This is a genomic window from Nonomuraea mangrovi, assembly GCF_042681425.1.
GTDB lineage: Bacteria > Actinomycetota > Actinomycetes > Streptosporangiales > Streptosporangiaceae > Nonomuraea > Nonomuraea mangrovi.
The window spans coordinates 1-23,477 of record NZ_JBHUFV010000032.1; the positions used below are offsets into that span (position 1 = coordinate 1).

21 protein-coding genes, 4 tRNA genes and 1 pseudogene are annotated in these 23,477 nt (G+C 67.8%); 14 read left to right on the top strand and 12 right to left on the bottom strand.

Annotated elements, in window-relative coordinates; translation table 11 throughout:
* Positions 1-57 precede the first annotated feature (57 nt).
* A complete protein-coding gene (locus tag ACFSKW_RS18340) occupies positions 58-1,044 on the bottom strand; it encodes a sigma-70 family RNA polymerase sigma factor (protein ID WP_379573487.1) in 987 nt (328 codons plus the stop codon).
* A gap of 388 nt (positions 1,045-1,432) precedes the next feature.
* Entirely contained in the window at positions 1,433-1,846 is a 414-nt protein-coding gene (locus ACFSKW_RS18345; RefSeq protein ID WP_379573467.1) for an SgcJ/EcaC family oxidoreductase, read from the bottom strand.
* A 348-nt stretch (positions 1,847-2,194) separates the two neighbouring features.
* Here ACFSKW_RS18345 and ACFSKW_RS18350 point away from each other — a divergent pair, with 348 nt between their 5' ends.
* On the top strand, positions 2,195-3,256 hold the full coding sequence (locus ACFSKW_RS18350) for an integrase core domain-containing protein (RefSeq protein ID WP_379573468.1): 1,062 nt from the start codon (positions 2,195-2,197) through the stop codon (positions 3,254-3,256).
* A 209-nt stretch (positions 3,257-3,465) separates the two neighbouring features.
* On the opposite strand, the gene ACFSKW_RS18355 is transcribed toward ACFSKW_RS18350, so the two are convergent.
* From ACFSKW_RS18355 to ACFSKW_RS18365, 3 genes are all read right to left on the bottom strand, one after another.
* Positions 3,466-4,149, bottom strand: a complete 684-nt coding sequence (locus ACFSKW_RS18355; protein ID WP_379573469.1) for a hypothetical protein — start codon at positions 4,147-4,149, stop codon at positions 3,466-3,468.
* Between the two features lie 980 nt (positions 4,150-5,129).
* A tRNA-Lys gene (locus ACFSKW_RS18360) sits at positions 5,130-5,205 on the bottom strand.
* Between the two features lie 52 nt (positions 5,206-5,257).
* Complete coding sequence (locus tag ACFSKW_RS18365) at positions 5,258-6,412, bottom strand: acyl-CoA dehydrogenase family protein (RefSeq protein ID WP_379573470.1); 1,155 nt, start codon at positions 6,410-6,412, stop codon at positions 5,258-5,260.
* Positions 6,413-6,477: 65 nt separating this feature from the next.
* Here ACFSKW_RS18365 and ACFSKW_RS18370 point away from each other — a divergent pair, with 65 nt between their 5' ends.
* A complete protein-coding gene (locus ACFSKW_RS18370) occupies positions 6,478-6,816 on the top strand; it encodes a PspC domain-containing protein (RefSeq protein ID WP_379573471.1) in 339 nt (112 codons plus the stop codon).
* 14 nt (positions 6,817-6,830) lie between these two features.
* Here the strand turns inward: ACFSKW_RS18370 and ACFSKW_RS18375 are convergent, their stop codons facing one another.
* Together ACFSKW_RS18375 and ACFSKW_RS18380 are read right to left on the bottom strand one after the other, a co-directional pair.
* Complete coding sequence (locus tag ACFSKW_RS18375) at positions 6,831-8,117, bottom strand: MFS transporter (protein WP_379573472.1); 1,287 nt, start codon at positions 8,115-8,117, stop codon at positions 6,831-6,833.
* 117 nt (positions 8,118-8,234) lie between these two features.
* Entirely contained in the window at positions 8,235-8,585 is a 351-nt protein-coding gene (locus tag ACFSKW_RS18380; RefSeq protein ID WP_379573473.1) for a metallopeptidase family protein, read from the bottom strand.
* A 33-nt stretch (positions 8,586-8,618) separates the two neighbouring features.
* Between ACFSKW_RS18380 and ACFSKW_RS18385 the strand changes: the two genes are divergently transcribed.
* The 4 genes from ACFSKW_RS18385 to ACFSKW_RS18400 all read left to right on the top strand — a co-directional run bounded on the left by ACFSKW_RS18385 (position 8,619) and on the right by ACFSKW_RS18400 (position 10,499).
* Positions 8,619-10,097, top strand: a complete 1,479-nt coding sequence (locus ACFSKW_RS18385) for a metallophosphoesterase family protein (protein ID WP_379573474.1) — start codon at positions 8,619-8,621, stop codon at positions 10,095-10,097.
* Between the two features lie 82 nt (positions 10,098-10,179).
* Positions 10,180-10,252: transfer RNA gene (locus ACFSKW_RS18390), tRNA-Glu, on the top strand.
* A 90-nt stretch (positions 10,253-10,342) separates the two neighbouring features.
* Positions 10,343-10,417 (top strand) — tRNA-Asp (locus tag ACFSKW_RS18395).
* 5 nt (positions 10,418-10,422) lie between these two features.
* Positions 10,423-10,499, top strand: a tRNA-Phe gene (locus tag ACFSKW_RS18400).
* Between the two features lie 679 nt (positions 10,500-11,178).
* Here ACFSKW_RS18400 and ACFSKW_RS18405 read toward each other — a convergent pair.
* A complete protein-coding gene (locus tag ACFSKW_RS18405; protein ID WP_379573475.1) occupies positions 11,179-12,042 on the bottom strand; it encodes a helix-turn-helix domain-containing protein in 864 nt (287 codons plus the stop codon).
* A gap of 172 nt (positions 12,043-12,214) precedes the next feature.
* On the opposite strand from ACFSKW_RS18405, the gene ACFSKW_RS18410 reads away from it, so the two are divergent.
* The 3 genes from ACFSKW_RS18410 to ACFSKW_RS18420 all read left to right on the top strand — a co-directional run bounded on the left by ACFSKW_RS18410 (position 12,215) and on the right by ACFSKW_RS18420 (position 14,707).
* Positions 12,215-12,748: a hypothetical protein gene (locus ACFSKW_RS18410; protein ID WP_379573476.1), complete on the top strand. Its 534-nt coding sequence runs from the start codon at positions 12,215-12,217 to the stop codon at positions 12,746-12,748.
* Positions 12,749-12,801: 53 nt separating this feature from the next.
* Positions 12,802-14,253, top strand: a complete 1,452-nt coding sequence (locus ACFSKW_RS18415; protein WP_379573477.1) for a serine/threonine protein kinase — start codon at positions 12,802-12,804, stop codon at positions 14,251-14,253.
* A gap of 118 nt (positions 14,254-14,371) precedes the next feature.
* Positions 14,372-14,707, top strand: coding sequence for a hypothetical protein (locus ACFSKW_RS18420; protein WP_379573478.1), 336 nt, complete (start codon positions 14,372-14,374; stop codon positions 14,705-14,707).
* Between the two features lie 308 nt (positions 14,708-15,015).
* Here ACFSKW_RS18420 and ACFSKW_RS18425 read toward each other — a convergent pair whose 3' ends face one another.
* Both ACFSKW_RS18425 and ACFSKW_RS18430 read right to left on the bottom strand, forming a co-directional pair.
* Positions 15,016-16,044 carry a saccharopine dehydrogenase family protein gene (locus ACFSKW_RS18425; protein ID WP_379573479.1) on the bottom strand — a complete coding sequence of 343 codons (1,029 nt, stop codon included), beginning with the start codon at positions 16,042-16,044 and terminating at the stop codon, positions 15,016-15,018.
* Between the two features lie 176 nt (positions 16,045-16,220).
* A complete protein-coding gene (locus ACFSKW_RS18430; RefSeq protein ID WP_379573480.1) occupies positions 16,221-16,814 on the bottom strand; it encodes a TetR/AcrR family transcriptional regulator in 594 nt (197 codons plus the stop codon).
* A gap of 184 nt (positions 16,815-16,998) precedes the next feature.
* Between ACFSKW_RS18430 and ACFSKW_RS18435 the strand changes: the two genes are divergently transcribed.
* The 5 genes from ACFSKW_RS18435 to ACFSKW_RS18455 all read left to right on the top strand — a co-directional run bounded on the left by ACFSKW_RS18435 (position 16,999) and on the right by ACFSKW_RS18455 (position 22,158).
* Positions 16,999-17,355, top strand: a complete 357-nt coding sequence (locus tag ACFSKW_RS18435; protein ID WP_379573481.1) for a DoxX family protein — start codon at positions 16,999-17,001, stop codon at positions 17,353-17,355.
* A gap of 226 nt (positions 17,356-17,581) precedes the next feature.
* Positions 17,582-18,298, top strand: coding sequence for a sigma-70 family RNA polymerase sigma factor (locus tag ACFSKW_RS18440; protein ID WP_379573482.1), 717 nt, complete (start codon positions 17,582-17,584; stop codon positions 18,296-18,298).
* A 1,029-nt stretch (positions 18,299-19,327) separates the two neighbouring features.
* Positions 19,328-19,831: an SET domain-containing protein gene (locus tag ACFSKW_RS18445; RefSeq protein WP_379573483.1), complete on the top strand. Its 504-nt coding sequence runs from the start codon at positions 19,328-19,330 to the stop codon at positions 19,829-19,831.
* A 292-nt stretch (positions 19,832-20,123) separates the two neighbouring features.
* Positions 20,124-21,449: a serine/threonine-protein kinase gene (locus ACFSKW_RS18450; RefSeq protein ID WP_379573484.1), complete on the top strand. Its 1,326-nt coding sequence runs from the start codon at positions 20,124-20,126 to the stop codon at positions 21,447-21,449.
* 196 nt (positions 21,450-21,645) lie between these two features.
* Positions 21,646-22,158 carry a hypothetical protein gene (locus ACFSKW_RS18455; RefSeq protein ID WP_379573485.1) on the top strand — a complete coding sequence of 171 codons (513 nt, stop codon included), beginning with the start codon at positions 21,646-21,648 and terminating at the stop codon, positions 22,156-22,158.
* 224 nt (positions 22,159-22,382) lie between these two features.
* On the opposite strand, the gene ACFSKW_RS18460 is transcribed toward ACFSKW_RS18455, so the two are convergent.
* Positions 22,383-22,931 (bottom strand): YwqG family protein, encoded by a 549-nt coding sequence (locus ACFSKW_RS18460; RefSeq protein ID WP_379573486.1) that lies wholly within the window; start codon positions 22,929-22,931, stop codon positions 22,383-22,385.
* Positions 22,932-23,021: 90 nt separating this feature from the next.
* A pseudogene (locus tag ACFSKW_RS18465) lies at positions 23,022-23,477 on the bottom strand (hypothetical protein); the annotation flags it as partial.

Genomic DNA, 23,477 nt, shown 5'->3' on the forward strand with positions numbered 1-23,477 from the left:
CGTCGCACCACGAAGGATCATCTAACCGCACCACCGAGATCATTTATCAGACACGCCTTAGGCCTCGTCGATGGCAAGTCCCTGGTCGTCGAGCTTGGCCGCGAGGCCGAAAGTCGCGTAGATGTTGGGGTCCTGGAAGACCGAGTTCCGGGTGATGCCCTCGTCGGTGACGGTGAAGATCTGGAGCGTGTGCAGGTTGTACTCGTCGCCGACGCGCTGATAGGCGGCGAATCCGGGCTGGCCGCCGTTGGCCGCGACCTCCTTGAGGAGCCAGTCCTTCCCAGCCGCCCCAAAGACCCATTCCATGAACAGGCCGTAGTTGCTGCGGCCGGAGAACCAGTTGAGCATCGGCGGCATCTCCATGATCACGTCCTCGGTGAGCAGCCGCTTGAGGCCCTCGACGTCGGCCAGCTCGAATGCCTTCATGTAGCGCTCGACCCAGGCGCGCTGCTCGGCCGCAGACGGCTCGCTGACCCGTTCCTGCCGGACCCCGATCTCCTTGACGCGAGTACGCGCCCGCTGCAGGGAACTGTTCACTGACATGAGGGTGGTGCCAAGGATTTCCGCCGTTTCGGCCGCGGAGAAGCTGAGCACGTCACGCAAGATCAGCGCACCGCGTTGACGCGCCGACAGGTGCTGGAGGGCGGCGGCGAACGCCAAGCGCAGGCTGCTGCGGTCGATCACGACCCCAGCCGGGTCGCCCGCGTCCAACAGCGAGTCCGGCAAGGGCTGGAGCCAGGCGGCGTGCTCTCCCTGGACGAGCGGCCCGAGCGGATCCGACGCGGCCACCAGCCCCGATGGCAGCGGTCGGCGACCGTGGACCTCCAAGGCGGTCAGGCAGGCGTTGGTTGCGATCCGGTAGAGCCAGGTGCGCAGTGAGCTGCGGGTCTCGTCGTACTGCTCCCGCGCCCGCCACGCCCTCAGGTACGTGTCCTGGACCAAGTCCTCCGCGTCGTGAGCCGAGCCGAGCATCCGGTAGCAGTACGCCAGCAGCTCCGTCCGGAACGGTTCGATCCGACGATCGAACCCTTCCTTCCCTGTCATCACGCCACGCTCCATCCCCACTACCGTCACAACCACCATGCCTGGCGACTGCAGTGACAATCCGCTATGGGCGGATAGGTCACCCGCGCGGTCATCAACGACCTGACCATGGCATACATCCCAGATTTTGGATAATTAGTGCTGTTCCTGAACGTCGCTCGTAGGTACGAATGTCATGCCAAGGGCCTGTTCCAGGCCCTTGGCATGACATTTCGTTCGGATGCGTCGTGGGTCCTCCGGGTTGCATGTGGTGCAAGGTCCGAGGCGCCCATGCGAGGGCATCTGGCCCTCGGGGAGTGAAGTTCCTACAGATCAGAGCGATGCAGGGCTTTTCGGTCCGATATTCGTCATGCTCTGCATACGGTCACTGCTGGTTACAGGGAAGGGTTCACTGCGCAGGCGCCAGCACCGGGCTGTTGTGATAGGCGGCGATCAGCCACTGGCCGTCCCGCTTCTCGAAGAGCCAGGTGCAGTTCACCTTACGCAGATCGTCTGGGACCTCGGTCTCGCCGGGGAACAGGATGGCGGATTCGCTGATGACGATCGCGCCGTCCCTACCGACGAAGCGGATGCTGAGCTGCTTGTTGTAGGTCGAGCTGCCCTTGAGCGGCCCCTCGAAGGCCAGGGCCATGTTCTGACGGATCACGTCACGGCTGTCTCGGAGCGAGCCGGTCATGATGGCGGTCGCGTCCGCGGTGTAGTTGGCGACCATGCCGTCGGCGTCGCCAGCCTCCCACGCCTTGTAGGAGTCAATCAGTACGGCCTGGATAGCAGCCTCGTCTGCCGCACGGTTGTTCGACATTGGATTCTCCCTTGTGATCGATTCGCCCGAGGTAGTCCGGCGAGCTCGTGAGTACATACCGGCGGCGGGGTCGGAACTCATCGCGGCGGATGAAAATCCGTCTCTACGTCTTCGAGGGCGGGCCTGGCCGCCGTTCCGCCGGGCGTGCGACCTCTTCGGGCCGGTCCCGGCGGGGCGTGGTCGAGGGCAGCATGATGTTGATTAGTCCCCCCGCTGATCAGGGGGATGTTCGTGCGCGGCACGCGAGTGGCGGTGACGGCCCGACCCCTGTACCGCGTCAAAACACCGTCGCTACCGCATCGAGCTGCAGTTTGACCGAGCCCACCCGCGCCGACGAGATCACGCCGTGTGCCTCTTCGCCTGCTGTATCTGATCGCGGTCCGGGTGTTCGGCTGGCTGATGCTGCTGGGCCGTAGCCAGGCGTCGAAGGACGTGGAGATCATGGTGTTGCGGCATGATGCGGCGGTGTTGCGGCGTCAGGTTGGGCGCCCGAAGCCGGACTGGGTCGATCGGGCCGTTCTCGCGGCGTTGGCCCGGTGGCTGCCGGCGGTGCTGCGCGCTCATCGGCTGGTCACTCCGGCGACGTTGCCGGCGTGGCATCGTCGCCTGCGCCGACGCGCATGGATCTACCCGCATCGGTGTGGGCGGCCGAGGACGAGCCGGGAGGTCCGGGACTTGATCGTCCGTCTGGCGCGGGAGAATCCGGCATGGGGCCATCGACGGGTACATGGTGAGCTGGTGCGGCTCGGCTACCAGGTCAGTGAGGCGACCGTGCGGCGCATCCTGCGCTCGCGCCGCTTCCGCCCGGCGCCCCGATATCTCGATACCTCCTGGCGAAGCTTCCTACGTACGCAGGCTGAGGGACTTCTGGCCTGCGATTTCTTCCATGTTGCCACGGTCTTTTTGAAGCGCCTGTATGTGTTGTTCGTGATGGAGATCAACACACGGCGTGTGCACATCTTGGGTGTGACCTCCCACCCCACCGGCGTCTGGACCGCTCAGCAGGCCCGCAACCTCCTGATCGATCTCGACGAGCGGGCGACGTCATTCCGCTTTCTCGTCCGTGACCGGGACGCCAAGTTCACTACCGTCTTCGATGAGGTCTTCGCCGCCACGGGCATCACGGTCTTGAAGACACCACCGCGGACACCTCGGGCGAACTGCTATGCCGAGCGGTGGGTGCGTACGGTACGGGCCGAATGCACCGACCGAATGCTGATCTACGACGAACGGCACTTACGGTTGGTGCTGGGTGAGTATGCCGATCATTACAACGGTCATCGGCCGCACCAGTCCCGCCGACAGCACCCGCCCGACCATGGCGAGCGGACCATCACGCCGCTGGAGGGCCGGATCAAGCGCCGGAAGGTGGTCGGTGGGCTGATTAACGAGTATCACCGAGCAGCGTAGCCGTCTCGGAGAACGCGCAGCTCAAGCCCCACACGATGGGTTTTGACGCGGTACAGGCCCACAATTGGGCGCCGGGGTGCGGGCGTTTCCTTCCGCACGACCAGCCCCGTCCCACGCGTCCTCGTCGACGGTGCCGTCGGCTTCGACGGTCGGGGTCCACGCGCTCGCGGGAACCCCGAACCGGCACAACAGCGCGCCTGGGCGGGTGCCTACCGCAGGACGGGCCTGCCCTCAAGCACCGCCTTCAGGATCTTCAGGCTGTCGCAGATTCTGTCCTCTTCGAGGAACTCGGGGAGGACCGCCTCCGCCACGCTGGCGACCTTGCCTTCCCCGCCGAGGTAGACAGCGGCATTGGCTCCCTCGGCGTACTCGTTCAGGTGCCCGCGAACACAGGTGTCGGTCGTTGGTTTGCCGGCGAAGTAGATACAGCCCCGGCCGCCCATCTCAAGCCAGGTATGTGCAGACACCGGCCCTTTGACGACGAGGGCGGCCGGGTCGTACAGCGAGGTCGCGAGAAGGTTCCGGACGGTCAAAGACCGGCCGACGAACAGGCAACTGTCCCAGAGGCACACCAGATCCTGTGCCACGACCGAGCCGGTGACGTAGAGCGAAGTGTAGACGTCGGCGTTGCAAAAGGTGATGGGACCGCTGACGGTTAGATCGCCATCGATGACGTAGACCGTGTCCTCGTCCTCGCAGGGCGTGTTGCCCAGCGCCAGCGCACCGTCGATCGTCAGGTCACCGCGGTGGACGTAGAAATGCTCGGGTTCCTCACCGAAATAGTCGTCGACATCCCAGCTGGTGCGGTTGCTCGCTTCGGCCATGTCGTACTGCTCCAGCGCCTCCTCAACTGGCACGGCATCCCAGTTTGCGGTGGGCGATTCGAGAAACATGCCTCTCCCTTTCGACAGTGGGGTCATCGGCGGGTGGTCGCCGCCGCAGCGTTCGATAGCTGCCGTGATCCTCCCTCACAGCTACGACAGCATGCTGACGGGCGATCCGAGTGAAGGTCACTTCTCCGAGTTCCTTCATCCGAGCGTCGCCCGTCGCAGGTCGCGATCCGTCCGAGCCCTGCTGCCGAAGGCGTCGATCCCGAGGTCCAGACCTGTCGCGGCGTTGTCAGACGCAGGACGTGGGCTCCCGGTCCGATGAGGTGCGACATGAACGACCCAGCCGGACCGTCCTAGGGTCGTTTGATCCAGGCGGAGTCCTCGCATATCCGTTGCGGTGACGCAGAGCTTGAAGACGTCGATCCTGCTGAAGAGCGTGCTGTCGCTCCCGCACCCGGCCCAGGGGCCGTTGCTATCGGCGACGGTGTAGATGCCGAGCATGCCACTGTGAAGCAGCTCTACCTCGGCAGAAAAGCGGCTTTGCGAGTGCTTGGACGGGTCTGCGATCAAGCTGGACACGGTCTGCCGGCACCCCCTCCTCTACGCCCTTCACCCGCCCTTCTGCCGGGTCTGGCTTGACCTGCGAGGTTCGGGGGCGGATCGCGGGCCGCTCAGTCGAAGGGACGCCTCTCACCTGTTCTGCTCGCTCGCTGGCGCCCAGAGAACAGATGTGATCAGAACGGGTAAACATGAGGAGAAGGGCTCTGCTTCGGTCCGGAGGCGGCTTTACCGGTGCTTGGACGGGTTTGCGATCAAGCTAGATCTGGCGTGCCCGGCGACCTCTTCCGCCGCTCCCTTCAGTTGACCTTCTGGCGGGTCTGGCTTGACCTGTGGGGTCCGGGTGCCCACGACCATTCGCGCCGCATGCCCAGCCATGTGCCGGACGCGTGCCGAAGAGCACTTTCCGAGCACCGACTTGGCTATCTTCATCTCTCAGAAGGCGGCCGAGAATCGAGAAATCGCAGGTCAGATGGGGTATGGAGTGGTAGGGCGCCCGGGGCTCGAACCCGGAACCTACGGATTAAAAGTCCGCAGCTCTGCCAATTGAGCTAACGCCCCTCGCAAGATGCAGGGTACAGAGAGTACCGCCCTCGGCGCGACGTCAGGCACGTCACCTGTACGCCGACAGCCCGGTCAGCGCCTCTCCCAGCACCAGCGTATGGATCTCCTCTGTTCCTTCGTACGTCAGCACGCTCTCCAGGTTCGTCATGTGCCGAATCACCGGGTACTCCAGTGTGATCCCGTTTCCACCCAGGATCGAGCGGGCCTGCCGGGCGATGTCCAGCGCGGCTCGCACGTTGGAGAGCTTCCCGAAGCTGATCTGCCGGGGTGTGAGTTCCCCCGCATCCTTCAGGGCTCCCAGGTGGAAAGCGGTCAGCGACGACTGTGCCAGCCCGACGTACATCCACGCAAGCTTCTCCTGCGTCAGCTGGAAGCCGCCGATGGGCCGGTCGAACTGGACGCGGGTCTGGGAGTAGGCGATCGCCGACTCCAGGCAGGCGCGGGCGGCGCCGACGACGCCCCAGAGGATGCCGAAGCGGGCCTCGGACAGGCAGGAGAGCGGCCCGCGCAGGCCGACGACCTCAGGCAGTACGGCGGAGCCTGGCAGGCGTACGTCGTCGAAGTACAGGGAGGAGGTCACCGACGCCCTGAGCGACATCTTCTTGTGAATCGGGGGAGCGGAGAACCCGGGCGTGTCGGTCGGGACGACGAAGCCGCGGATGCCCTCGTCGGTCTGGGCCCAGACCACGGCGACGTCCGCGATCGAGCCGTTGGTGATCCACATCTTGGATCCGTTGAGGATCCAGTCCGTTCCGTCGCGTTTGGCGGAGGTGCGCATCGACGAGGGGTCGGATCCGTGGTCGGGTTCGGTGAGGCCGAAGCACCCGATGGCCGACCCTGAGGCCATCAGGGGCAGCCATTGCTCCTTCTGCTCCTCGGACCCGTACCTCCAGATGGGGAACATGGCCAGGGAGCCCTGAACCGACACGAAGGAGCGCAGCCCGGAGTCGCCGGCTTCGAGTTCGCGGCAGGCCACGCCGTACGAGGTCGCGTCGGTGCCGGCGCAGCCGTACCCCTCGAGGTGCATGCCGAGGAGCCCCAGCTCGCCGAGGGCGGGCGCGAGCTCGCGGGCCGGGAAGACGGCCTCTTCGAACCAGTCGCCCACGTACGGCAGGACGTGGTCGCCGACGAACGATCTGACCGTGTCCCTGATCAGCTTCTGGTCGCCGGTGAGCTTGTCGTCGACCCGCAGCAAGTCGTCCATACCCCAGGGTTCTACCAGGGGCAATCCCGATGTGGAAACGCCGCCCCCGGGGGCAGTCTTGAGGCATGAGCGAATCGAACATCAAGCAGCTGCGCAGGACCCGTCAGGGCAGGATCATCGCGGGTGTCTGCTCCGGCATCGGCGACTACATCGGCATCGACGCCAACCTGGTCAGGATCGGCCTGGCGATCGCGACGCTGTTCGGCGGCGTCGGGATCGGCGTCTACGCGATCGGCTGGCTGCTCATGCCCGAGGAGGGCAAGAACACCTCGATCGTCCAGGACCTGATCAACAACAAGCAGGCCAAGGACACCTGGCAGCAGGCGACCCCCGACTACAGCCCGTCTGCGGGCTGGCAGCGCCAGGAGCCGACGGTTCCCGGTGACCAGAAGCCGCAGGCGTGACCGTGCGGGCGGGCTCAGGCGGCGGCCTGAGCGCGCACCCTGGCGACGATCTCGCCGCGAGACTCGGTCCACATCATGGCCAGGACGGCCGCGGCCGTCACCCCGCTGACACCGGCGAGGGCGACGACGGGTTCGGGACCGAGTCTCTCGGCGGCCAGTCCGCCGATCAGGATGCCGATGCCCTGCGCCGCCATCAGCCCTGACTGCACCAGGCCGAACGCCTGGCCGCGTCGTTCGGCGGGGACGCACTGGACGAAGGCGGCATTGGCCGCCAGCTGGTAGGCGCCCCCGATTCCGGACAGGACCCACAGGGCGAGCACGATCTCCAGCGAAGGCCGCATCCCGCACACGATCAGCGGCGCGCAGGTGAGCATCGCCAGCCAGCCCATGGCCTGCAGCCGCCCGGACGGGGAGACGAACCTGCTGAAAAGGAACGCCCCCAGCACGGTTCCCGTCGGCATCGCCGCCATCAGCAGGCCGGTGATCACCGGCACGGGCAGGGTCGTGCCCTTCGCCAACTCGACCGCGTACGGCACCGCGATGCCCTCGGGCAGCACGTAGAAGCCGCACAGCCAGGCGAACATGACGAGCGTGCGCAACTTCCTGTCGCCGAAGACCAGCACGACGCCGGCGCGCGTCATGTGCCACATCGACGGCTTCGATCCGTCCGTACGGCCGGCGGCGGGCCTGCGCCGTACCCCGGAGACGAGGATCAGCGCGGAGGCGAGGAAGGTGGCCGCGTCCAGCGCCAGCGCCCGGTAGGGCCCGAGGAAGGCGATCATCGCGCCGCCCGCGGCGAAGCCGAGCATCTGGACGGCCTGGTTGGTCATGTTCTGCAGCGCCGAGCCCACGACGTAGCGGTCGCCCTCGAGCACCTCGGGCAGCAGCGCCGCCCTGGCCGCGGAGAACGGCGCGCTGAGGAGCACGACGAAGAACACCAGCACGCACAGCCCGGCGAACGGCATGCCGGGGACCGCCATGGCGGCCACGAGCAGCGCGCGGACCAGATCGCACACGATCATGACGCGGCGGCGCGCGAACCGGTCGGCCAGGCCCGCCAGGAGGGGTCCGCCGACGATCGACGGCAGGTAGGTCAGCGCGTAGACGGCCGCCGTGGCCATGGCCGACTGCGTCCTGTTGTACACGAGGACGGCGAGCGCCACCTGCGCGAGCTGGTCGCCGAGCAGCGACAGGCCCTGGCCGTACCAGAGCGCGCGGAACTCCCGTATCGCGAAGACCTCGCCATACGTCGCCTGCCGCTCGGAGGCGCGCCGATGCCTCCCCGGAAGCCTAGCCCCCATAGGTCCCCGCTGAACCTGACTCAGAGTGTTCGCTATGTCACCTAAGGTGCCGGGGGAGAAGCTTGAACGCAACCGAAAGCAGCCAAGCTCTTGCAAACTGTAATCGCCGGCCCGGCGTTACCAGCCGAGTTGGTGGAGTCGGTCGTCATCGATCCCGAAATGGTGCGCGATCTCATGGACGACCGTGATCTGCACTTCCTTCACGACCTGCTCCTCGGTATCGCACATCTGGCATATCGGGTTGCGGTAGATCTCGATGCGGTCGGGCAGAACCGCTGAGTACCAGTCGCCGCGCTGAGTGAGGGGAACGCCGGTGTACAGCCCGAGCAGGTCAGGCTCCGGCGGGTCGTCGACCACCACCACAACGACGTTGTCCATCACACGGGTCAGCTCCGAAGGGATCGTGTCCAACGCCTCGGCCACGAGTTCCTCGAACTTCTCCCGGGAGACCTCCATCACGATTGCCATTCTGCCCCGTCGGTCGGGTAGGCAAGAAGGCGTATGAACGTCATCAGAACAGTCATACGGTCGCGGGCCGCGAAGGTCGCGGCGGTTCTTCTCGTGGCCGCGGTCGGCGCATGGCTCGGCATCATCCTCAGCGGCACCGTCCGCGCGCAGGTCGGTCCCGTCGAGACGGGGATGTCGCTCAGGCCCGCGTGGACCGGTGAGACGGTGGTCGACGCCCACCCGCTCGGCACGCTGAGGTTCCGCAGCCACGACGCCCCCCTCCGCCTGCGCATCACGCTCGAGAACATCGACCAGGACAAGGCCAAAGCCCTCATCGACGACCCGCGGCTCGCCGCACGGCTGCCCGAGATCATCGAGTACGACCTGAGGAACGGCGTCCAGGCGCTGGTGATCCGCTCCCTGCTGTGCGCCGCGGCGGGCGCGCTCCTCGCCGGACTCGTCGTCTTCCGCAGGCCCAAGGTGGCCCTCTACAGCCTGCTGGCCGCCGCCGTCGCCCTCGCGGGCACCGGCGTCCTCGCCGCCACCACCTTCCGCCCGAGTTCCCTGGTCGAGCCCCGCTACTCGGGGCTGATCGCCGCCGCGCCGTCACTCGTCGGCAGCGCCCAGTCGATCGTGACCAAGTTCGAGTCGTACCGCCAGCAGCTCACCAAACTCGTCACCAACGTCTCCAAGCTGTACGACACGGTCTCCGCGCTGCCCACCTACGACCCGGCCCCCGCCTCCATCAAGATCCTTCACGTCTCGGACATCCACATCAACCCGATCGCGTGGAACGTCGTCCGCTCCCTGAAAGAGCAGTTCATGGTCGACGCCATCGTGGACACGGGCGACATCTCCGACCACGGCACCAAGGCGGAGAACGCCTTCATGGAGGAGATCGGCAAGCTCGGCGTGCCGTACGTCTTCGTCAGGGGCAACCACGACTCGAAGATCACCGAGCGTGCGATCGCCGCGCAGAAGAACGCCGTCGTCCTCGACGACAAGTCCGCCACCGTGGCCGGGCTGCGCATCTACGGACTCGGCGACCCCCGCTTCACCCCTGACAAGTCGGTGGCGGCCAACAACGACCCTGCCCACATGCTCGAGTTCGGCCGGCAGCATGCCGTACGGCTGCCGCGGCCCTCGCCCATCGACCTCGTCGCCATCCACGACCCCGACGCGGCCAAGGGCTTCTCCGGAGTCGCCCCCATGGTCCTGGCCGGCCACTCCCACCGCCGCTCGACCACGCTGCTGCCGACCGGGACCCGCGTCCTCGTCCAGGGCTCCACGGGCGGCGCCGGCCTGCGTGCCCTCGAACACGCCGAGCCGACACCCGTCCAGGCATCCGTTCTGTACTTCGACAGAGCCACTCACAGGCTCCAGGCCTGGGACGACATCACCCTCGGAGGCCTCGGAGAGCAGTCTGTGTACATTCAGCGTCACGTCGAGCCGGACCCTCGACGTATGATTTCCCCAGAGCCAACGACAGCCCCGTCGCCAACGGGAACGGTCAGCGGAGCTTCCGGTGGATAGCCACTTTGGCACTAGGGGCAATCGTCCCCTATGCTTCAGAGGTCTCCAACGGAAGACGTCAGGAACGGGACGAAAGTCCCGGGCCCCCATCGTCTAGCGGCCTAGGACACCGCCCTTTCAAGGCGGCGGCACGGGTTCGAATCCCGTTGGGGGCACGGCTACACCGGACGAACGGAAGGTCGAAGACCTCCGAAAGACTGGTAAGCTAAGCGAGGCGCTCCGGCCGGAAGGCCGGAACGAAGCAAGGTCCTGTAGAGCAGTTTGGAGTGCTCGCCACCCTGTCAAGGTGGAGGTCGCGGGTTCAAGTCCCGTCAGGACCGCTCTGGGTCAGGTAGCTCAGTTGGTACGAGCGTCCGCCTGAAAAGCGGAAGGTCGGCAGTTCGACCCTGCCCCTGACCACCATTCCTGATCTGCAAAGAAGCCCCGAAGCGTTGATCGCTCCGGGGCGTTTTTGTTGCTCTGATGACAACGCTGACGACAGTACGGCTTCGCTCTGGTCCTCTACTCGAAAGGCTGCTTCAAGCAGTCTCTCCCCGGCTGGGGTCGGCTTGTCCGTGAGGCAGCGATTGGCGATCTCTGCGACGCCGTTGCGGCTGAGGACATAGGTGAAGTCAGTCACGCGCACGCCGTCGAACCGCTCCGGCAGTAGCGCGCACTTGAGGTTCTGAAGATCCGCCCTGATGGCAGCACCCCGTGGGGGGTCACCCGCTATGCGGATGTGCGTGCGCTGCTCGCCGATCCGCGGGTCAGCGTCGACGTGGCGCAGCCTGGCTTCCCGCACACTGCGCGCGGCTGTCCGGTGAGGTCCGGCGCGCCCCCGCGCCCCGGTACGGCTGTCGCCGCGCGAGCTCGACGTGCTGGCCTGGGTCGGGCTCGGCTGCGGCAACGCCGAGATCGCCAGGCGCCTGGGGGTTGCTGCCGGAGACCGTCAAGGGCTACCTGCGCGGGGCGATGCACAAGCTCGGCACGCACAACCGGCACGAGACGGTGGTGGCCGCCCGGCGGCTGGGGCTGATGCCGTAGGCCCGGTCACACCCGAGGGGGGTCGGCGGCCATCGCCGGACGGTGGCGGCCGGTCCCGTCACGTCGCGCTGGGAGTGGGGCTCGGCGTCTGCTTGGGGTGCACCACGATGGGCACGCTGGACCTGACGACGCCCGAGCCCTTGATCGCCTGGCCGTCGTGCAGCTTCCAGGTCTCGAGCTGGTAGGTGCCCGGCGGGACGTCGGTCCACTTGTGGTACTGCCAGGCGTTGCAGGCGAACTGCACGGCCTCGCGGCTGGGCCGTACGGCCACCCAGTAGACGGTCGTCCCCTGGGGACAGCTCTCGTACGACCAGAACTCGACATCCCCGTTGGCGGTCTGCGTCCACCACGGAGAGAAGATCCGAAACGCCATCCGGTCGATCCGGGTCGGGAACCCGTACCCCTTGACCACCTGCGGCGCCCCGGACACCGGCACGGCCAGCAGCGCGGCCGCCGGGCCGGTCCCGCTCTCCGACGGCGTGAACAGCGAGTAGGAGAGCAACAGAACGGCGATCACGGCAGCGGCGGGAGCCAGGTAAAGGGGCCGCTTCCACCAGGGGGCGACCGGCGGCGGCGACGCCACGGCAGGCGTGTCCGGCGGCGCCACGGCAGAATCGTCCGGCTGAGTCTCGGCGGAGTCGTCCGGCTGGGTCTCGGCGGGCTGTTCGCCGAGTTCCCGCCGGCGTTCGAGCCACGGCTCCGGATCGTGCTCGCAGGCCCGCACGTAGGCGTCCACGAACTCCTGCGGAGGCAACTCCTTCGGCGTGAGCCGCCGCGAGAGCGTGCTGGGGTGGTACCGCATCCGGCGCCCCAGCTCCTCCAGAGTCAGCGTGCCGCGTAACCGCCGCAGATCGTCGACGAACTCAGCGACCGGACCCTCTTCCCGATCGATCGGGTGATCCTTGCGTCCACCTCGCGCCATGGTCTCCTCCGCTGTCGCTGTGCAGTTGTTGCGGTTGTTGCTGCTTTGTTTCCGCAGCTTGCAGGGGGTGTCGAAGGCCTACCGCCTAGGGCAGCATCGGTCCGGGACGATCACCATCCATGATCGCCATCATCTCATCCGCTCCCCCCCAGAAAGGACCCTCATGTCCACGATGTCTGCTTTCGCACGCCTGGCCACGACGGTGGCTCTGACCGCGGGGCTCGCTCTGGCCGGGTCTGTCGTCCACGCCCCCGCCGCCCAGGCCGCGACCCAGGGCACGACCCAGGTCGCCACGCAGGGTCTGCCCTGCGCCGGTGAGCGCATCGGCCGCACCGAGATCACCGCCACGAGTGGGGGCGCGCGGATGAAGGGCGCGTTCCTGCACGTCTACCGCAACGGCAGCCGCGTGTGCGCCTTCACCAACACCAGCCTCGCGGCCGAGGACTATGCCAAGTTCATGTCGGTCTCGATCTGGGTGTGCGGGCGCTCCGTCGCCGAGTGCCGTGACTACCAGGACCACCTCGACACCGGCGGCTACCACTACCGGGTCAACGCCGAGAGCCACGTGAAGCGGGGCTTCGTCCGGACCAACGGCGCCACCCTCATCGCCGGCAGCCAGTGCATCCGGGCCTGGGGGCGCGTGGTTTTCACCGACTCGAGCCGCAGGCAGTTCGCCGGGAACGCGAACAGCGCGATCTTCTGCTGAGGCTGAGCCCAGCCCCCACCCCCCCGCCGCGCGGCCACGTAAGGACAAGGACAGTGACGGAGAAGTACGGCGAGTACGTGGTGGCCGGCACGCTCGGCTCGGGCGGCCAGGCCGTCGTCCACCTGGGCGTGGGAGCGGACGGCGGGCGGGTGGCCATCAAGGTGCTGCTCGACTCGATGGCCGGGGACCCCGACGCGCTGCGGCACTTCGAACGCGAAGCCGCCGCCGCGCGCCGGGTGGCGCCGTTCTGCACGGCCAGGGTGCTGCACACCGGGGTGGACAGCGGCCGGCCCTACCTCGTCAGCGAGTACGTCCCCGGCCCCTCCCTGCACTCGCTGGTCAGGACGGACGGCCCGCGTACCGGCAGCGGCCTCGACCGCCTGGCCGTCGCCACCCTGGCGGCCCTCGTGGCCATCCACCGCGCCGGGGTCGTCCATCGCGACCTCAAGCCGTCCAACGTCATCATGGGGCCCGAGGGCCCCGTCGTGATCGACTTCGGGATCGCCAGCGCCACCGGCCACCTGCTCACCCGCAACGCCATGGGCACTCCGGCGTACATGTCCCCCGAGCAGTTCGAGCAACGCGAGCCGACCCCGGCCACCGACCTGTTCAGCTGGGCCCTCACCATGATCTTCGCGAGCACGGGACGGCAGGCGTTCCCCGGCGCCGCCATGCCGGCGCTCATGCACGCCGTCCTGACCGTCGAACCCGACCTGACCGGCGTCCCCTCCGGACTGCTTCCGCTCCTTCGCGACTGCCTCGCCAAGGACCCCGCCGCCCGTCCCACGGCCGCCGCCCTGCTGTCCCGGCTCCTCCACGACAACCCCGGCCTGTCGACCGCCGACGTCCGCCTCGGCCTGCGCGAGTCGCTCTCGCGCGGTCCTGTCCCTGACGGCCTCGGAGCGCCACGCGGCACTGCCGCTCCCCCGGACCCGGGCGTCCGGGCCTCGGTCACCCGTCCGCCCGGCACCACCCGTCCGTGGTGGAAGAAGCCCCTGGCGGTGATCCCCGTCGCCGTCGTGATCTCCTCGCTGCTCCTGGTGTACCCGCCGGCGTTCTCCCCGGGGAACGCCGGCGGGAACGGGCCTGCGGCTCCAGTCGGTGCCCCTTCACCCCGTGGGACGGGCCCGGCGGCCGTGCCGGTGTCCGGGGCGCCGCAGGTGGTCAAGGGGTACGGGTTCCCGACCCGGATCGACCGGATGGCGTTTCGGATCTTCTCTCCGTGGTGGACGCAAACGGCCAAGGGGGATGTCGAGTTCTGGTCGTACGAGAGCTGTCCCCAGGGGACGACCGTCTACTGGGTGGCCGTACGGCCCAGCCGCGAGGCCGTGCAGTTCGCCTGCAACGCCTGGCAGTACCACAAGTGGACCGACGTCCCGCCGGGCACCTACCAGCTCGACATCTGGAAGGCGCACGACGGCCAGGCGATCAGGGGCTCGGGCGTCGTCAGGTCCAGCGCGCCCATCGTGGTGCACCCCAGGACCACCCCGCCGGCCGGCCCCTGACGGGCCGGTCGCCGATACGGCCGGCCGCCACCACCACCCGCGCGGATCCCGGTCACCAGCCCCGATCTCGTCACCGAGTGCAAGACATCAGCGATCTTCGAACGAAGGAGTCAGATACATGTTTTCCAAACTCAGCGCGATGGCCGGCCTGCTCTGCGCCGCACTCCTGCTCACCGCCTGTGGAAGCGGGCTGGGCGCGCTGGAGGGCACATGGAAGGGGGACGCCGACGACTCTCAGGTGACGGTCGAGATCACCGGGGACGGCGCGATCACCAGCAGCGCGGACGGTGGCGCCTGCGAGGGCACAGTCAAACCCACCGACGACGACTACAAATTCTTCCTGGACTGCGGCTTCGCCAAGAGCAGCGGGACCCTCACCCTGTCCGATGACGAGGAAACGCTCACCGCCGTCTCCGGTGAGGAGGATCCGCTCGTACTCTCCCGCGTCGACTAGTCCTGCAGGGCTCGCAGAGGCGGGGCAAGCCGGAAAAGCTGCACGCTCGCGTTGCAGCCTCCTGCACGCGGCTCTCCGCCATGGCCCGCTCACATGGCCCGCTCAGGCGAAGCGAGCAGCGCGGCGCCGGGCCGTATGCCCCAGCATCGCGGAGCAGAGCAGCACCAGCGCCGCGCGCAGGGATGAGCCGTGGTGGGTATGAGCCCACTCACGGCGCAACCCGCTTGTCGCCTCCCGCAGGGTTGAGACGGCCCTCTCGGTCGCAGAGGTGGTCAATGCCGATTCGGTCGTCCGCGTCGGGCGTGCTGCTATGGACGTAGGTCCACGGAAATGTGCGGGGACAGCGCGCGGAGAAAGTCGGTCGCGTCGAAGAGCTCGCCGGCGGAGGCGACACCGACCGTCCTGGTCCGTCCCGTGAGGATGCGGTCAACCGCTTCCACGACGAGCGGCGCTGTGATGGCGTAGATGTCCTGGCCCGTCGCCACAGCGCGCCGTTCACTGCCGCCGGAGCGCACGACGACGTCGACGAGGAAGGTCTGCGCCGACCGCCCCAGCTCGTCGGCCGGGGCCGGCGTCGGTGTGTCCGGGGCCAGGACGTCCCTGGCCGCCTCGACCGTCATATAGGTGCGCACTTCGGGGATGGACAGGTGGCTGGGGACGGTGACGACGTCGGCCATCGTGAACTCTCCGATGACGGCCCGGGGCCCCATCGGGGCGGGGAAGGGCCATTCCATGGTCGGCGGGTCGTCATGGCGGTACTCCAGCTGCCCGTTGGTGTAGCGGACGCGCCGGCCGTCCCGTCGCTGCCGGGAGATCACGCCTGCGGCGCGCGTGCCGGCGGTGGGGTGCCAACCGTTCAGCCCGTACGCGATGTGCGCCTCGTCGGCCGCCGTCCAGTCGCCCATCGCGGCGGTGGTCAGCAGGTCGCCGAGGCCGCCGTAGAAGGCCATCGCGGGGACGATCACCGCTCCCGCGGCGCGGGCGCGGTCGGCGAAGTGTGTGAACGTATCGACGTTGGCCTCGATCTCGGCCGCCACATCCAGATACGGGATCCCGGCGCGCAGTGCCGCCTCGATCACGGGGGCGGCCGTCGTGGCGAAGGGGCCGGCGCAGTTGATCACGGCTGCCGCGCCGGCCAGTGCGCGGTCGAGCGCGTCCGGGTCATCGACCGACGCCGGACGGGCCTCCAGCCCGGATTCGTAGGCCAGTGCCCGCAGCTTGTCGGCGTCGCGCCCGGACAGGACCGGAACGAACCCGCGATCCCGCAGCTGCGCCACCACGAAACGCCCGGTGTGCCCGTACGCGCCGAACACCGTCACCATTTGCTCTGATCCCATGGGTTCTCTCCTGTGCTCACATGATCAGCTGTGGTCTGTTGCGACCGTCCTGACAAGGACCGGCACCCGGCACGAGTGTCCGAAACGCGATGGTCCATACAATTAGCGACATGCACGCTGTCGCGCAATGAAGCGCCCCGAGTGTGGTGGCGGCTCCGGGGTGCCCGTACGAGAGGTCATGGTGTTGACTCAGGCGGGCTGAACGCGCGTAGGGCGTGTGCGACGAGCGTGTGGAGTTGCTCGGCGTCGGGCATGCCGAGGTGGAAGACGAGTCGGTGGTAGATGGGCCCGTAGAACAGGTCCAGGGCGACGTCCAGGTCGGCATCGGGAGCTAGTTGCCCATCGAGTTGGGCCTTGCGCATACGTTCGTTGAACGCGGTGATGCGTGGCCTGATGACCCGTTCCCGCAGGTCGTGCGCCAATTCGTCGTCGTGGAGGGCTTCGGCGATAAGCCCGGTGATGGCGGAGTTGTTCGGCGGGCTGAGCAACTGGATGACGGCAGACAGCTGGGCGTGCAGGTCGGCGGCAAGGTGGCCGGTGTCTACGTGGTCGGCGACCGGGTTCGCCGCGTCGTCGACGGCCTCCAAGACGACAGCCCCCTTGGAAGACCACCACCGGTAGATCGTCTTCTTGCTGACACCGGCGCGGGCGGCGATCGCCTCGATCGTCAGCCGGCCGTAACCAAGCTCGGCACATAGCTGCAGCGCCGCATCCAGGATGGCACGGCGGCTGGTCTCGCGGCGGCGTAGCGGGTTCGGCGATGTAGGCATGGCCCGACTGTAACAGGAAACGACACGTAGCGTGTTGACAGCGTGCTTTGGCGACACATAGCGTGTCGCCATCAGCTACACGACACGTGTCGTATCGCCTCCAGAAGGCGGGGCCTTTACCGGCGGACCCGGAGCAGGGTCGCTCCATTGCAAGCCGGGCGCCAACCCCAGAAAGGGAACGCTCATGTTCATCGCCTATGCCACGGTCACCATCCTCGCCGCGACCATCAGCGGCATCGCCGGGGTCATGTACCTGATCCGCCACGACTACCCCATGGCGCAGATGAAGGTGAAGCGCCTGCCGCAGTCATGGGGACCGATGCTGGGCTTGATGCTGGTGGGGGGTTCGCTGGGGCTGCTGGCCGGGTTCGGCGTGCCGCTGCTGGGCATCCTGGCTGCCGCCGGCCTCGTGCTGTATTTCGTCGGCGCGCTCATCGCCCACCTGCGAGTGGGCTCCCGCAACCTCGCCAACTGGGCCTTCTTCCTCGTCACCATGGTGGCCGCCCTGGCCGTGAACCTGGGCTACCACAACCCCTGGTGATTCAAGAGACCGAAGGAACTCCCAGAACCCGGCTGGCCGGCCGGCTGATCAGCACTCGGCATCCAAGGTGGAGAGCGGCGCTGTCTTCACTCCCATCGCATGCTCATGAGCGTGGCCGGCGCAGTTGCCACCCGCCCCCTGGCTACCAACGAAAGGGGGTCCGGTGTGAATGCGCGCTCGCATGCCTTCGGCAACCAGGACGGGCCGCGCAGAAGGAAGACGAAATATGAACGGGTACGCCACCGAGGCGACCGAGGTGTTTGTCGCCCACCGCAATCTGTTATTCGCCGTCGCCTACGAGATGCTCGGCTCGGCGGCCGACGCCGAAGACGTCCTGCAGGAAGCCTGGCTGCGGTGGGCCAGGGTCGACCTGGGGCAGGTGTCCGACCAGCGCGCCTACCTGGTCCGGATCACCACCCGGCGCTCGCTCGACCGGCTGCGCGCCGTGAAACGCCGCAAGGAGGACTACGTCGGCCCCTGGCTGCCCGAGCCGCTGCTCACCACGCCGGACGTGGCCGAAGGCGCCGAACTGGTCGAGAGCGTGTCGATGGCGCTGATGCTCGTCCTGGAGACCCTGTCACCGACCGAACGCGCCGTCTTCGTACTACGCGAGGCCTTCGACGTCAGCTACAACGAGATCGCGGCCGCCGTCGGCAAGAGCCCCGCCGCCGTCCGCCAGATCGCGCACCGCGCCCGCCGGCGCGTCGACGCCCGCCGCCCACGCGAAGCGGTCTCCCCGCACCAGGCCAGGGCGGCTTTGCAGTCGTTCCAGAGCGCGCTCGAAACCAGGGACCTGCAGGGCCTGCTTGACGTGCTCGCCCTCGAGGTCGTCCTGGTCGGCGGCGGCGTCAAACAGGCGGCGCCACGGCCTCATCGGCGCCGACAGGGTGGCCCGCATGATCGTCGGCGGCTTCGGCAAGGCCCAAGTCACGCTCGCCGGTGACCCCACCGTGGTCAACGGCAACCCGGCACTGCTCCTGCGCGTGGACGGCCGCCGCGGTCGAGCAGCGAAGACCTCGCGTTCCAAGGGCGGCGCGCTTGTCCGTCAAGGGAGGCGTCGACGTAGATGGTCATGATCACTTAACCCCTCAGCCGTTTTGGGAGACCAGGTCTGCGGGGACGGGTTACACGCACGAGGTCACGGTAGGGCTCCGGCAGCCGTTGGGTCGCCGGAGACTGCTCAACTCACAGGGACAGCAGGTCGTGATCACCTCATGACCGTGCGGCGGAGACCCTGACCGTATGGCCGGAGACGGTGAAGGCCACACGGCGGTCGCGATGGGCGCGATCGGGTGCCGGGTCCTCCGGCGTCGGGTAGTGCCGCTGGGCGCGGTGGGATTCGTGACGACAACGCTGACGGTAACGTCGGCCACCAGTCTCAGCTCTGGAGCACCATGGGCGATCGCCAGGCTCCTGGTCCCGGACTCTTGGCGGGCGTGGTAATCGTCCTGTGAGCCGTACAGACAACACGATGCCGTTGCGCATTCAGCGGCAAGATGGGCGGACCTTCCTGCGCGATGTGGGCGGCTCCGCACTACTGATCATGACGAAGCGCCCCGGGACGACCTGGAGCGCTTCATGGCGGTGGGTGACTATCCCAGGGCATCGCCGAGCTTGCCATGAGCCTTGCGCTTCCTGTCGAGGGAGGTGTGAGCGTAGATCGTCATGGTGACCTCGATGCCAGAGTGCCCAACGATCTCCCGGACGATGTGATTCGACTACGTTCGCGTCCTCCGAGGTCGGATCAGATGGAAGCACACTCGATAGCGGGAAGGGCGGGAGCAAGGTCAAGATTGTTTTGGGCTGACGTGTCCAGCATCAACCGAGGCAGAACCTCCAGCCCGGCTGCCTGGATCCACGACGTGGTGGAGCGTGCCGTCCCAAGACATGCCTGATGAATGATCCAAGGAGCATGGGGAGCTCGCGGAGGTTGACGGCCTTCGCCGTGATAGGCGCTCAGGAGGACTGCCGCATGACCACGAACCGCTATCCGACCGAGTGCTGGCTCACGCCGAGCGCGGAAGTCCGTCCCTCACAGATCGAAGGTCTCGGGCTCTTCGCTACAGCGGAGATCGGGCTGGGCGACGTCGTCATGCGACTTGGAGGACAAGTCATCGACGACGCGACTCTGGCCAGGCTGGCACCGCCCTACAGCAGCCTGACGGTCGAGGATGGCGTGCACCTCCTCATCGATCCCGGCCACCCGGTTCGCTATGGCAACCACTCCTGCGATCCCAATCTCTGGCATGACGGCTCCACCACCGTCGTTGCGCGCAGGCCCGTCATGCCCGGCGAGGAACTCTCCCTCGACTACGCCACCCACAGTGGGGTGGACACATGGGCCATGCAGTGTCGATGCTCGAGTGTTCACTGTCGGGGCACGATCACCGGCGCTGACTGGCGACTTGCTGCGCTTCAGAGCGCCTACGGCAGCCACTGGGTGGCGCCGCTCCTACGTCGCATCCGCGCCCGGTAAGCAGACGCACTCTGAGCACCCACCGGCAACGGCATCCGTCGAACATTTTCTGGGACTGATGCGTCCAGTCTGTCCCAGGACCTGGCGGTGATGGTGGGCACCGCCGGAAGGTACGCCGCCGGAGGCCGGAGCCGTCCGCAAGGTCGTACCGCGGTCATCGGCGATGACGACGTCTGGGGCGGGCACACGCGGCTTGTTTGTGCGGTTACCCTTTCTTGATCACTAATGCAGACAGCCCGGCGTCAGCGCTGATACGTTTTTCCTGTCTGTTGATCCGCCTCTGGGGGCCAGCGTGAACCAACCGTTAGTGGAGGACGATCCGCAGCGGCTGGGTCCATACGACATCGTCGGCCGCCTCGGGCAGGGCGGCCAGGGCGTGGTCTACCTGGGGCGGACGGAATCCGGCGAGCAAGTCGCCGTCAAGCTCTTACATCCTGGCCTGCTGACCGACACTGACGCGAGGAGTAGGTTCCTTCGCGAGGTGGAGATCGCCCGGCGGGTGGCCAGGTTCTCCACCGCCCCCGTGCTGAACGCCGACCTCGCCGGCCAACGGCCGTACATCGTCAGCGAGTACGTGCCAGGACCCTCGCTGCACACCCTCGTCACCTTGGAGGGGCCGCGGCGCGGCGCCGCGCTCGACCGGTTGGCGATCAGCACCGCCACCGCGCTGGCCGCCATCCACCGTGCCGGGGTCCTGCACCGGGACTTCAAGCCCGCCAACATCCTGATGGGGCCGGAAGGCCCCGTTGTGATCGACTTCGGCATCGCCCGTGCTCTGGACGCGCCGGGCACCGCCTCGACCGGATCGCTGATGGGGACGCCGTCGTACCTCGCGCCGGAGCACATCGCCGGGGCGCCGGCGACGGAGGCGGCCGACATCTTCGCATGGGGCGTGACCATGGTGTTCGCCGCCTCGGGCCAGCCCCCGTTCGGCGCGGACTCCACCCCGGCGGTGATCCACCGCATCCTCCACAAGAAGCCGGAGATCTCCGGGCTGGACGGAATGCTGCTCGAACTCGTCACCGCCAGCCTGTCCAAGGATCCGGCCAAGCGGCCGAGCGCCGATGGCCTGGCCGCCAGGCTGACCACGCACCACGTGCGTCCCGCCAGGCGCGGGCGTCGCCGTACGGTGATCCTGACGGTCGCCGGCTGCGCGGTGGCGGCGCTGGCCGTCGCGGGCGGTCTGCTGATGAACGCGGGCGGGCACCCGGTGGGGTCGCCCGCCCAGGGGAACTCGACGTTTCAGCCGACGGTGCAACCCACCACGTCCCCCGCCGCCGTGCCGTCACAGACCAAAGAAGCGGAACGGCTGACGACACCCCCGGCGTCCAGGTGGACGATACCCACGCAGGCGATGCCCAAGCAGACGCCCCGCCGCAGGACGTCGGCGCCGACCACCAAGCAGGCCCACACCGAGAGCCTCGCGAACACGCCGACAGGCGACGAATCCAGGAAGGGCTCGACCCCCGACCCGACCTCGGGGACCACCCCGGAACCAGCCCCCGCGACCACCAGTGCCGCACCTCCTACGTTTGGCGCGCCCCCTACGTTTGGCCCACCCCCTCCGTTTTGGACCCCGCCGGAGAATTCCTTCACCTGCATTCCCTCAATGTGCTGACACCGTCTGGGCTTCCCGGGACGTTGTCACGGTGGGAACAGGGCGGGTTTTCCATACGGCAGGTGCGCGCGAGGAGTTCCCTGGTTTCTCAGGCCGAGGAGTTGAGGTGACAGCGGTGTGACACAGGCGGACCTCGTGGACGGCCAGGAGGATCTCGTGATGAGGGGAAACTGTCGCTGGCGCTAATGTGTGGATCATGAAGCGTGCGATCGTCGCGGTGCTCGCTGTCGGCTGCGTCGCGGGTGGTGTCGTCGCCGTAGATGTCGCAGGCGTCGGGTCTCTCATCGGAGACCGTCTCGTCTCGCTGATGCTCCCCACGTCGTTCTTTCCCTACACGTGCACCGACGACGACAAGCGCTTCGCCTCCTCCTTGGCAACGCTCAGCATCCTCGATGCGCACCCGGTCGATGCGAAGCCGTACGACGGGCGCGATGGGGGATGCGATGACGACGATCAGCTTGCGTACGCCGGGCAGTCCTACCGCCTTTCGGGCTCGCGCGCCGATGCGGTGTCCTTCTACCGCAAGGCTGTGACCAAGGACGGCTGGAAGCCGGCACCAGCGGAAATGGGGGAGGACTGCCTCGTCAAGACCGTCGATGGCCGGAAGGCGTACCTCTCGCTGGGGTTCTCGGACAGGCCGGTAGAGAAGCACCCCAACGACTACTACGTGCAGGTCAGCTCTGCCGCCGGCGGAGGCGGCCTGTGCTGATGCCCGAATGGCGTTTGCTCGGTGTCGACCCCGGCTGGAGCGCGGCAGGGAGTCCACCGGCGCCCCGTCTCTCGGGTGGTTCCTGCCGAAGCCGCCCGGCGGTCCGCGTCGTGCGCCGCGCCGAGCGCTCGCAGCAGCTTCGTGGCGAGGTTCGCGGTCTCCTCGACCGACAGCGGTCCGTCCGCGTCGAGATGCTCCTGCAGCGAGCGGCCGTCGATCAACCCTCAGCAGCATTGCCAGAGGAATCGGCCCTCCTTGCCGTCCGGTGAGACGAAGGCCCAACCGGCTCCGGCGTCCCCGAAGTTGACGAAGAACGGCAGCTCTTCTGTCAGCTGGACCACCAGTTCCCAGCCCTCTCCCGGATGCTCGTCGTCCTGCACCCATTCCGGCTCGGTGTCAGGTCCGCCGAGAAAGAGTGACGAGTGCCTCTCCGCCGTACGCGGCAGGTGGTCTTCACCTGCCGACGGCCCCTCCGCCTGCGCCCGCACGGTCACGAAGTCCGGGATGCGACCGCCCGGCTGGATCACGAGAGCGTTGTCGCCGCGCTCGGGATGCCAGGTCCACCCGTCACCGTCTCCCATCATGAACAGATAGGCGAGGCGGCCTCCGTCGAGTGCGAACTGGCCCAAGAACTCCATGGGTTCACCGGTCGTACGCGAAACCGGCCACTGCGGCTCCTCCAACCACACCGGCTGCCCACCGACCTTGGTCACCGGCTCGCGAACGGGACCGTCGGCGGCGACGAACTCGAGCGGGACGCCAGGCTGGGGCACGGCTACTCCTTGCGGTTGTACGGCAGGCGAAGCAGGACCCGCCGGATACTAGCCGCCCTCACCGACGTTCTCTTGGCGCCGGCGGTCCGATCACGCGGTCTGGGTACGGCGGCGCGTGACGTACCGGGCGATCGCCAGTCCGGCGCCGAGCAGGGCGCCTGTCCAGACGAGAATCTGAGCCCACACCATCGCCGAGGTCACCGCGAGGCTCGGGCCTGGCGGCAGGACGACCATCTGCGCGGCGGCGCCTACGGGTACGGTCAGCCCCGCGAGCAGCCCGATCACCCCCGGGCGGCTGATGGAGGCGCCCACCACGCCCAGCACCGAGCCGAAGACCACGCTGGCGCCCCACCACAGCAGCGTCTCTGGCCAGAACCAGGACAGCGGCTCATCCCGGAGGAGGGCGTCCATGGCGTAATAGGCGGCGGTGGCCGCCATCAGAGCCACCACTCCTGCCACGCCTGCCCGCACGAGCCTGCCGGCCGGCCTGCCCGCGCCGGCCGGCCTGCCCGCGCCGGTCGGCCTGCCCGCGCCGGTCGGCCTGCC

Coding starts and splice junctions, on each gene's coding strand:
- ACFSKW_RS18370 (WP_379573471.1), top strand. CDS start 6,478: ATGAGCGAATCGAACATCAAGCAGCTGCGCAGGACCCGTCAGGGCAGG.
- ACFSKW_RS18425 (WP_379573479.1), bottom strand. CDS start 16,044: ATGGGATCAGAGCAAATGGTGACGGTGTTCGGCGCGTACGGGCACACC.
- ACFSKW_RS18355 (WP_379573469.1), bottom strand. CDS start 4,149: ATGTTTCTCGAATCGCCCACCGCAAACTGGGATGCCGTGCCAGTTGAG.
- ACFSKW_RS18340 (WP_379573487.1), bottom strand. CDS start 1,044: ATGACAGGGAAGGAAGGGTTCGATCGTCGGATCGAACCGTTCCGGACG.
- ACFSKW_RS18410 (WP_379573476.1), top strand. CDS start 12,215: ATGTCTGCTTTCGCACGCCTGGCCACGACGGTGGCTCTGACCGCGGGG.
- ACFSKW_RS18385 (WP_379573474.1), top strand. CDS start 8,619: ATGAACGTCATCAGAACAGTCATACGGTCGCGGGCCGCGAAGGTCGCG.
- ACFSKW_RS18440 (WP_379573482.1), top strand. CDS start 17,582: ATGAACGGGTACGCCACCGAGGCGACCGAGGTGTTTGTCGCCCACCGC.
- ACFSKW_RS18365 (WP_379573470.1), bottom strand. CDS start 6,412: ATGGACGACTTGCTGCGGGTCGACGACAAGCTCACCGGCGACCAGAAG.
- ACFSKW_RS18435 (WP_379573481.1), top strand. CDS start 16,999: ATGTTCATCGCCTATGCCACGGTCACCATCCTCGCCGCGACCATCAGC.
- ACFSKW_RS18430 (WP_379573480.1), bottom strand. CDS start 16,814: ATGCCTACATCGCCGAACCCGCTACGCCGCCGCGAGACCAGCCGCCGT.
- ACFSKW_RS18420 (WP_379573478.1), top strand. CDS start 14,372: ATGTTTTCCAAACTCAGCGCGATGGCCGGCCTGCTCTGCGCCGCACTC.
- ACFSKW_RS18345 (WP_379573467.1), bottom strand. CDS start 1,846: ATGTCGAACAACCGTGCGGCAGACGAGGCTGCTATCCAGGCCGTACTG.
- ACFSKW_RS18380 (WP_379573473.1), bottom strand. CDS start 8,585: ATGGCAATCGTGATGGAGGTCTCCCGGGAGAAGTTCGAGGAACTCGTG.
- ACFSKW_RS18455 (WP_379573485.1), top strand. CDS start 21,646: ATGAAGCGTGCGATCGTCGCGGTGCTCGCTGTCGGCTGCGTCGCGGGT.
- ACFSKW_RS18445 (WP_379573483.1), top strand. CDS start 19,328: ATGACCACGAACCGCTATCCGACCGAGTGCTGGCTCACGCCGAGCGCG.
- ACFSKW_RS18375 (WP_379573472.1), bottom strand. CDS start 8,117: ATGGGGGCTAGGCTTCCGGGGAGGCATCGGCGCGCCTCCGAGCGGCAG.
- ACFSKW_RS18405 (WP_379573475.1), bottom strand. CDS start 12,042: ATGGCGCGAGGTGGACGCAAGGATCACCCGATCGATCGGGAAGAGGGT.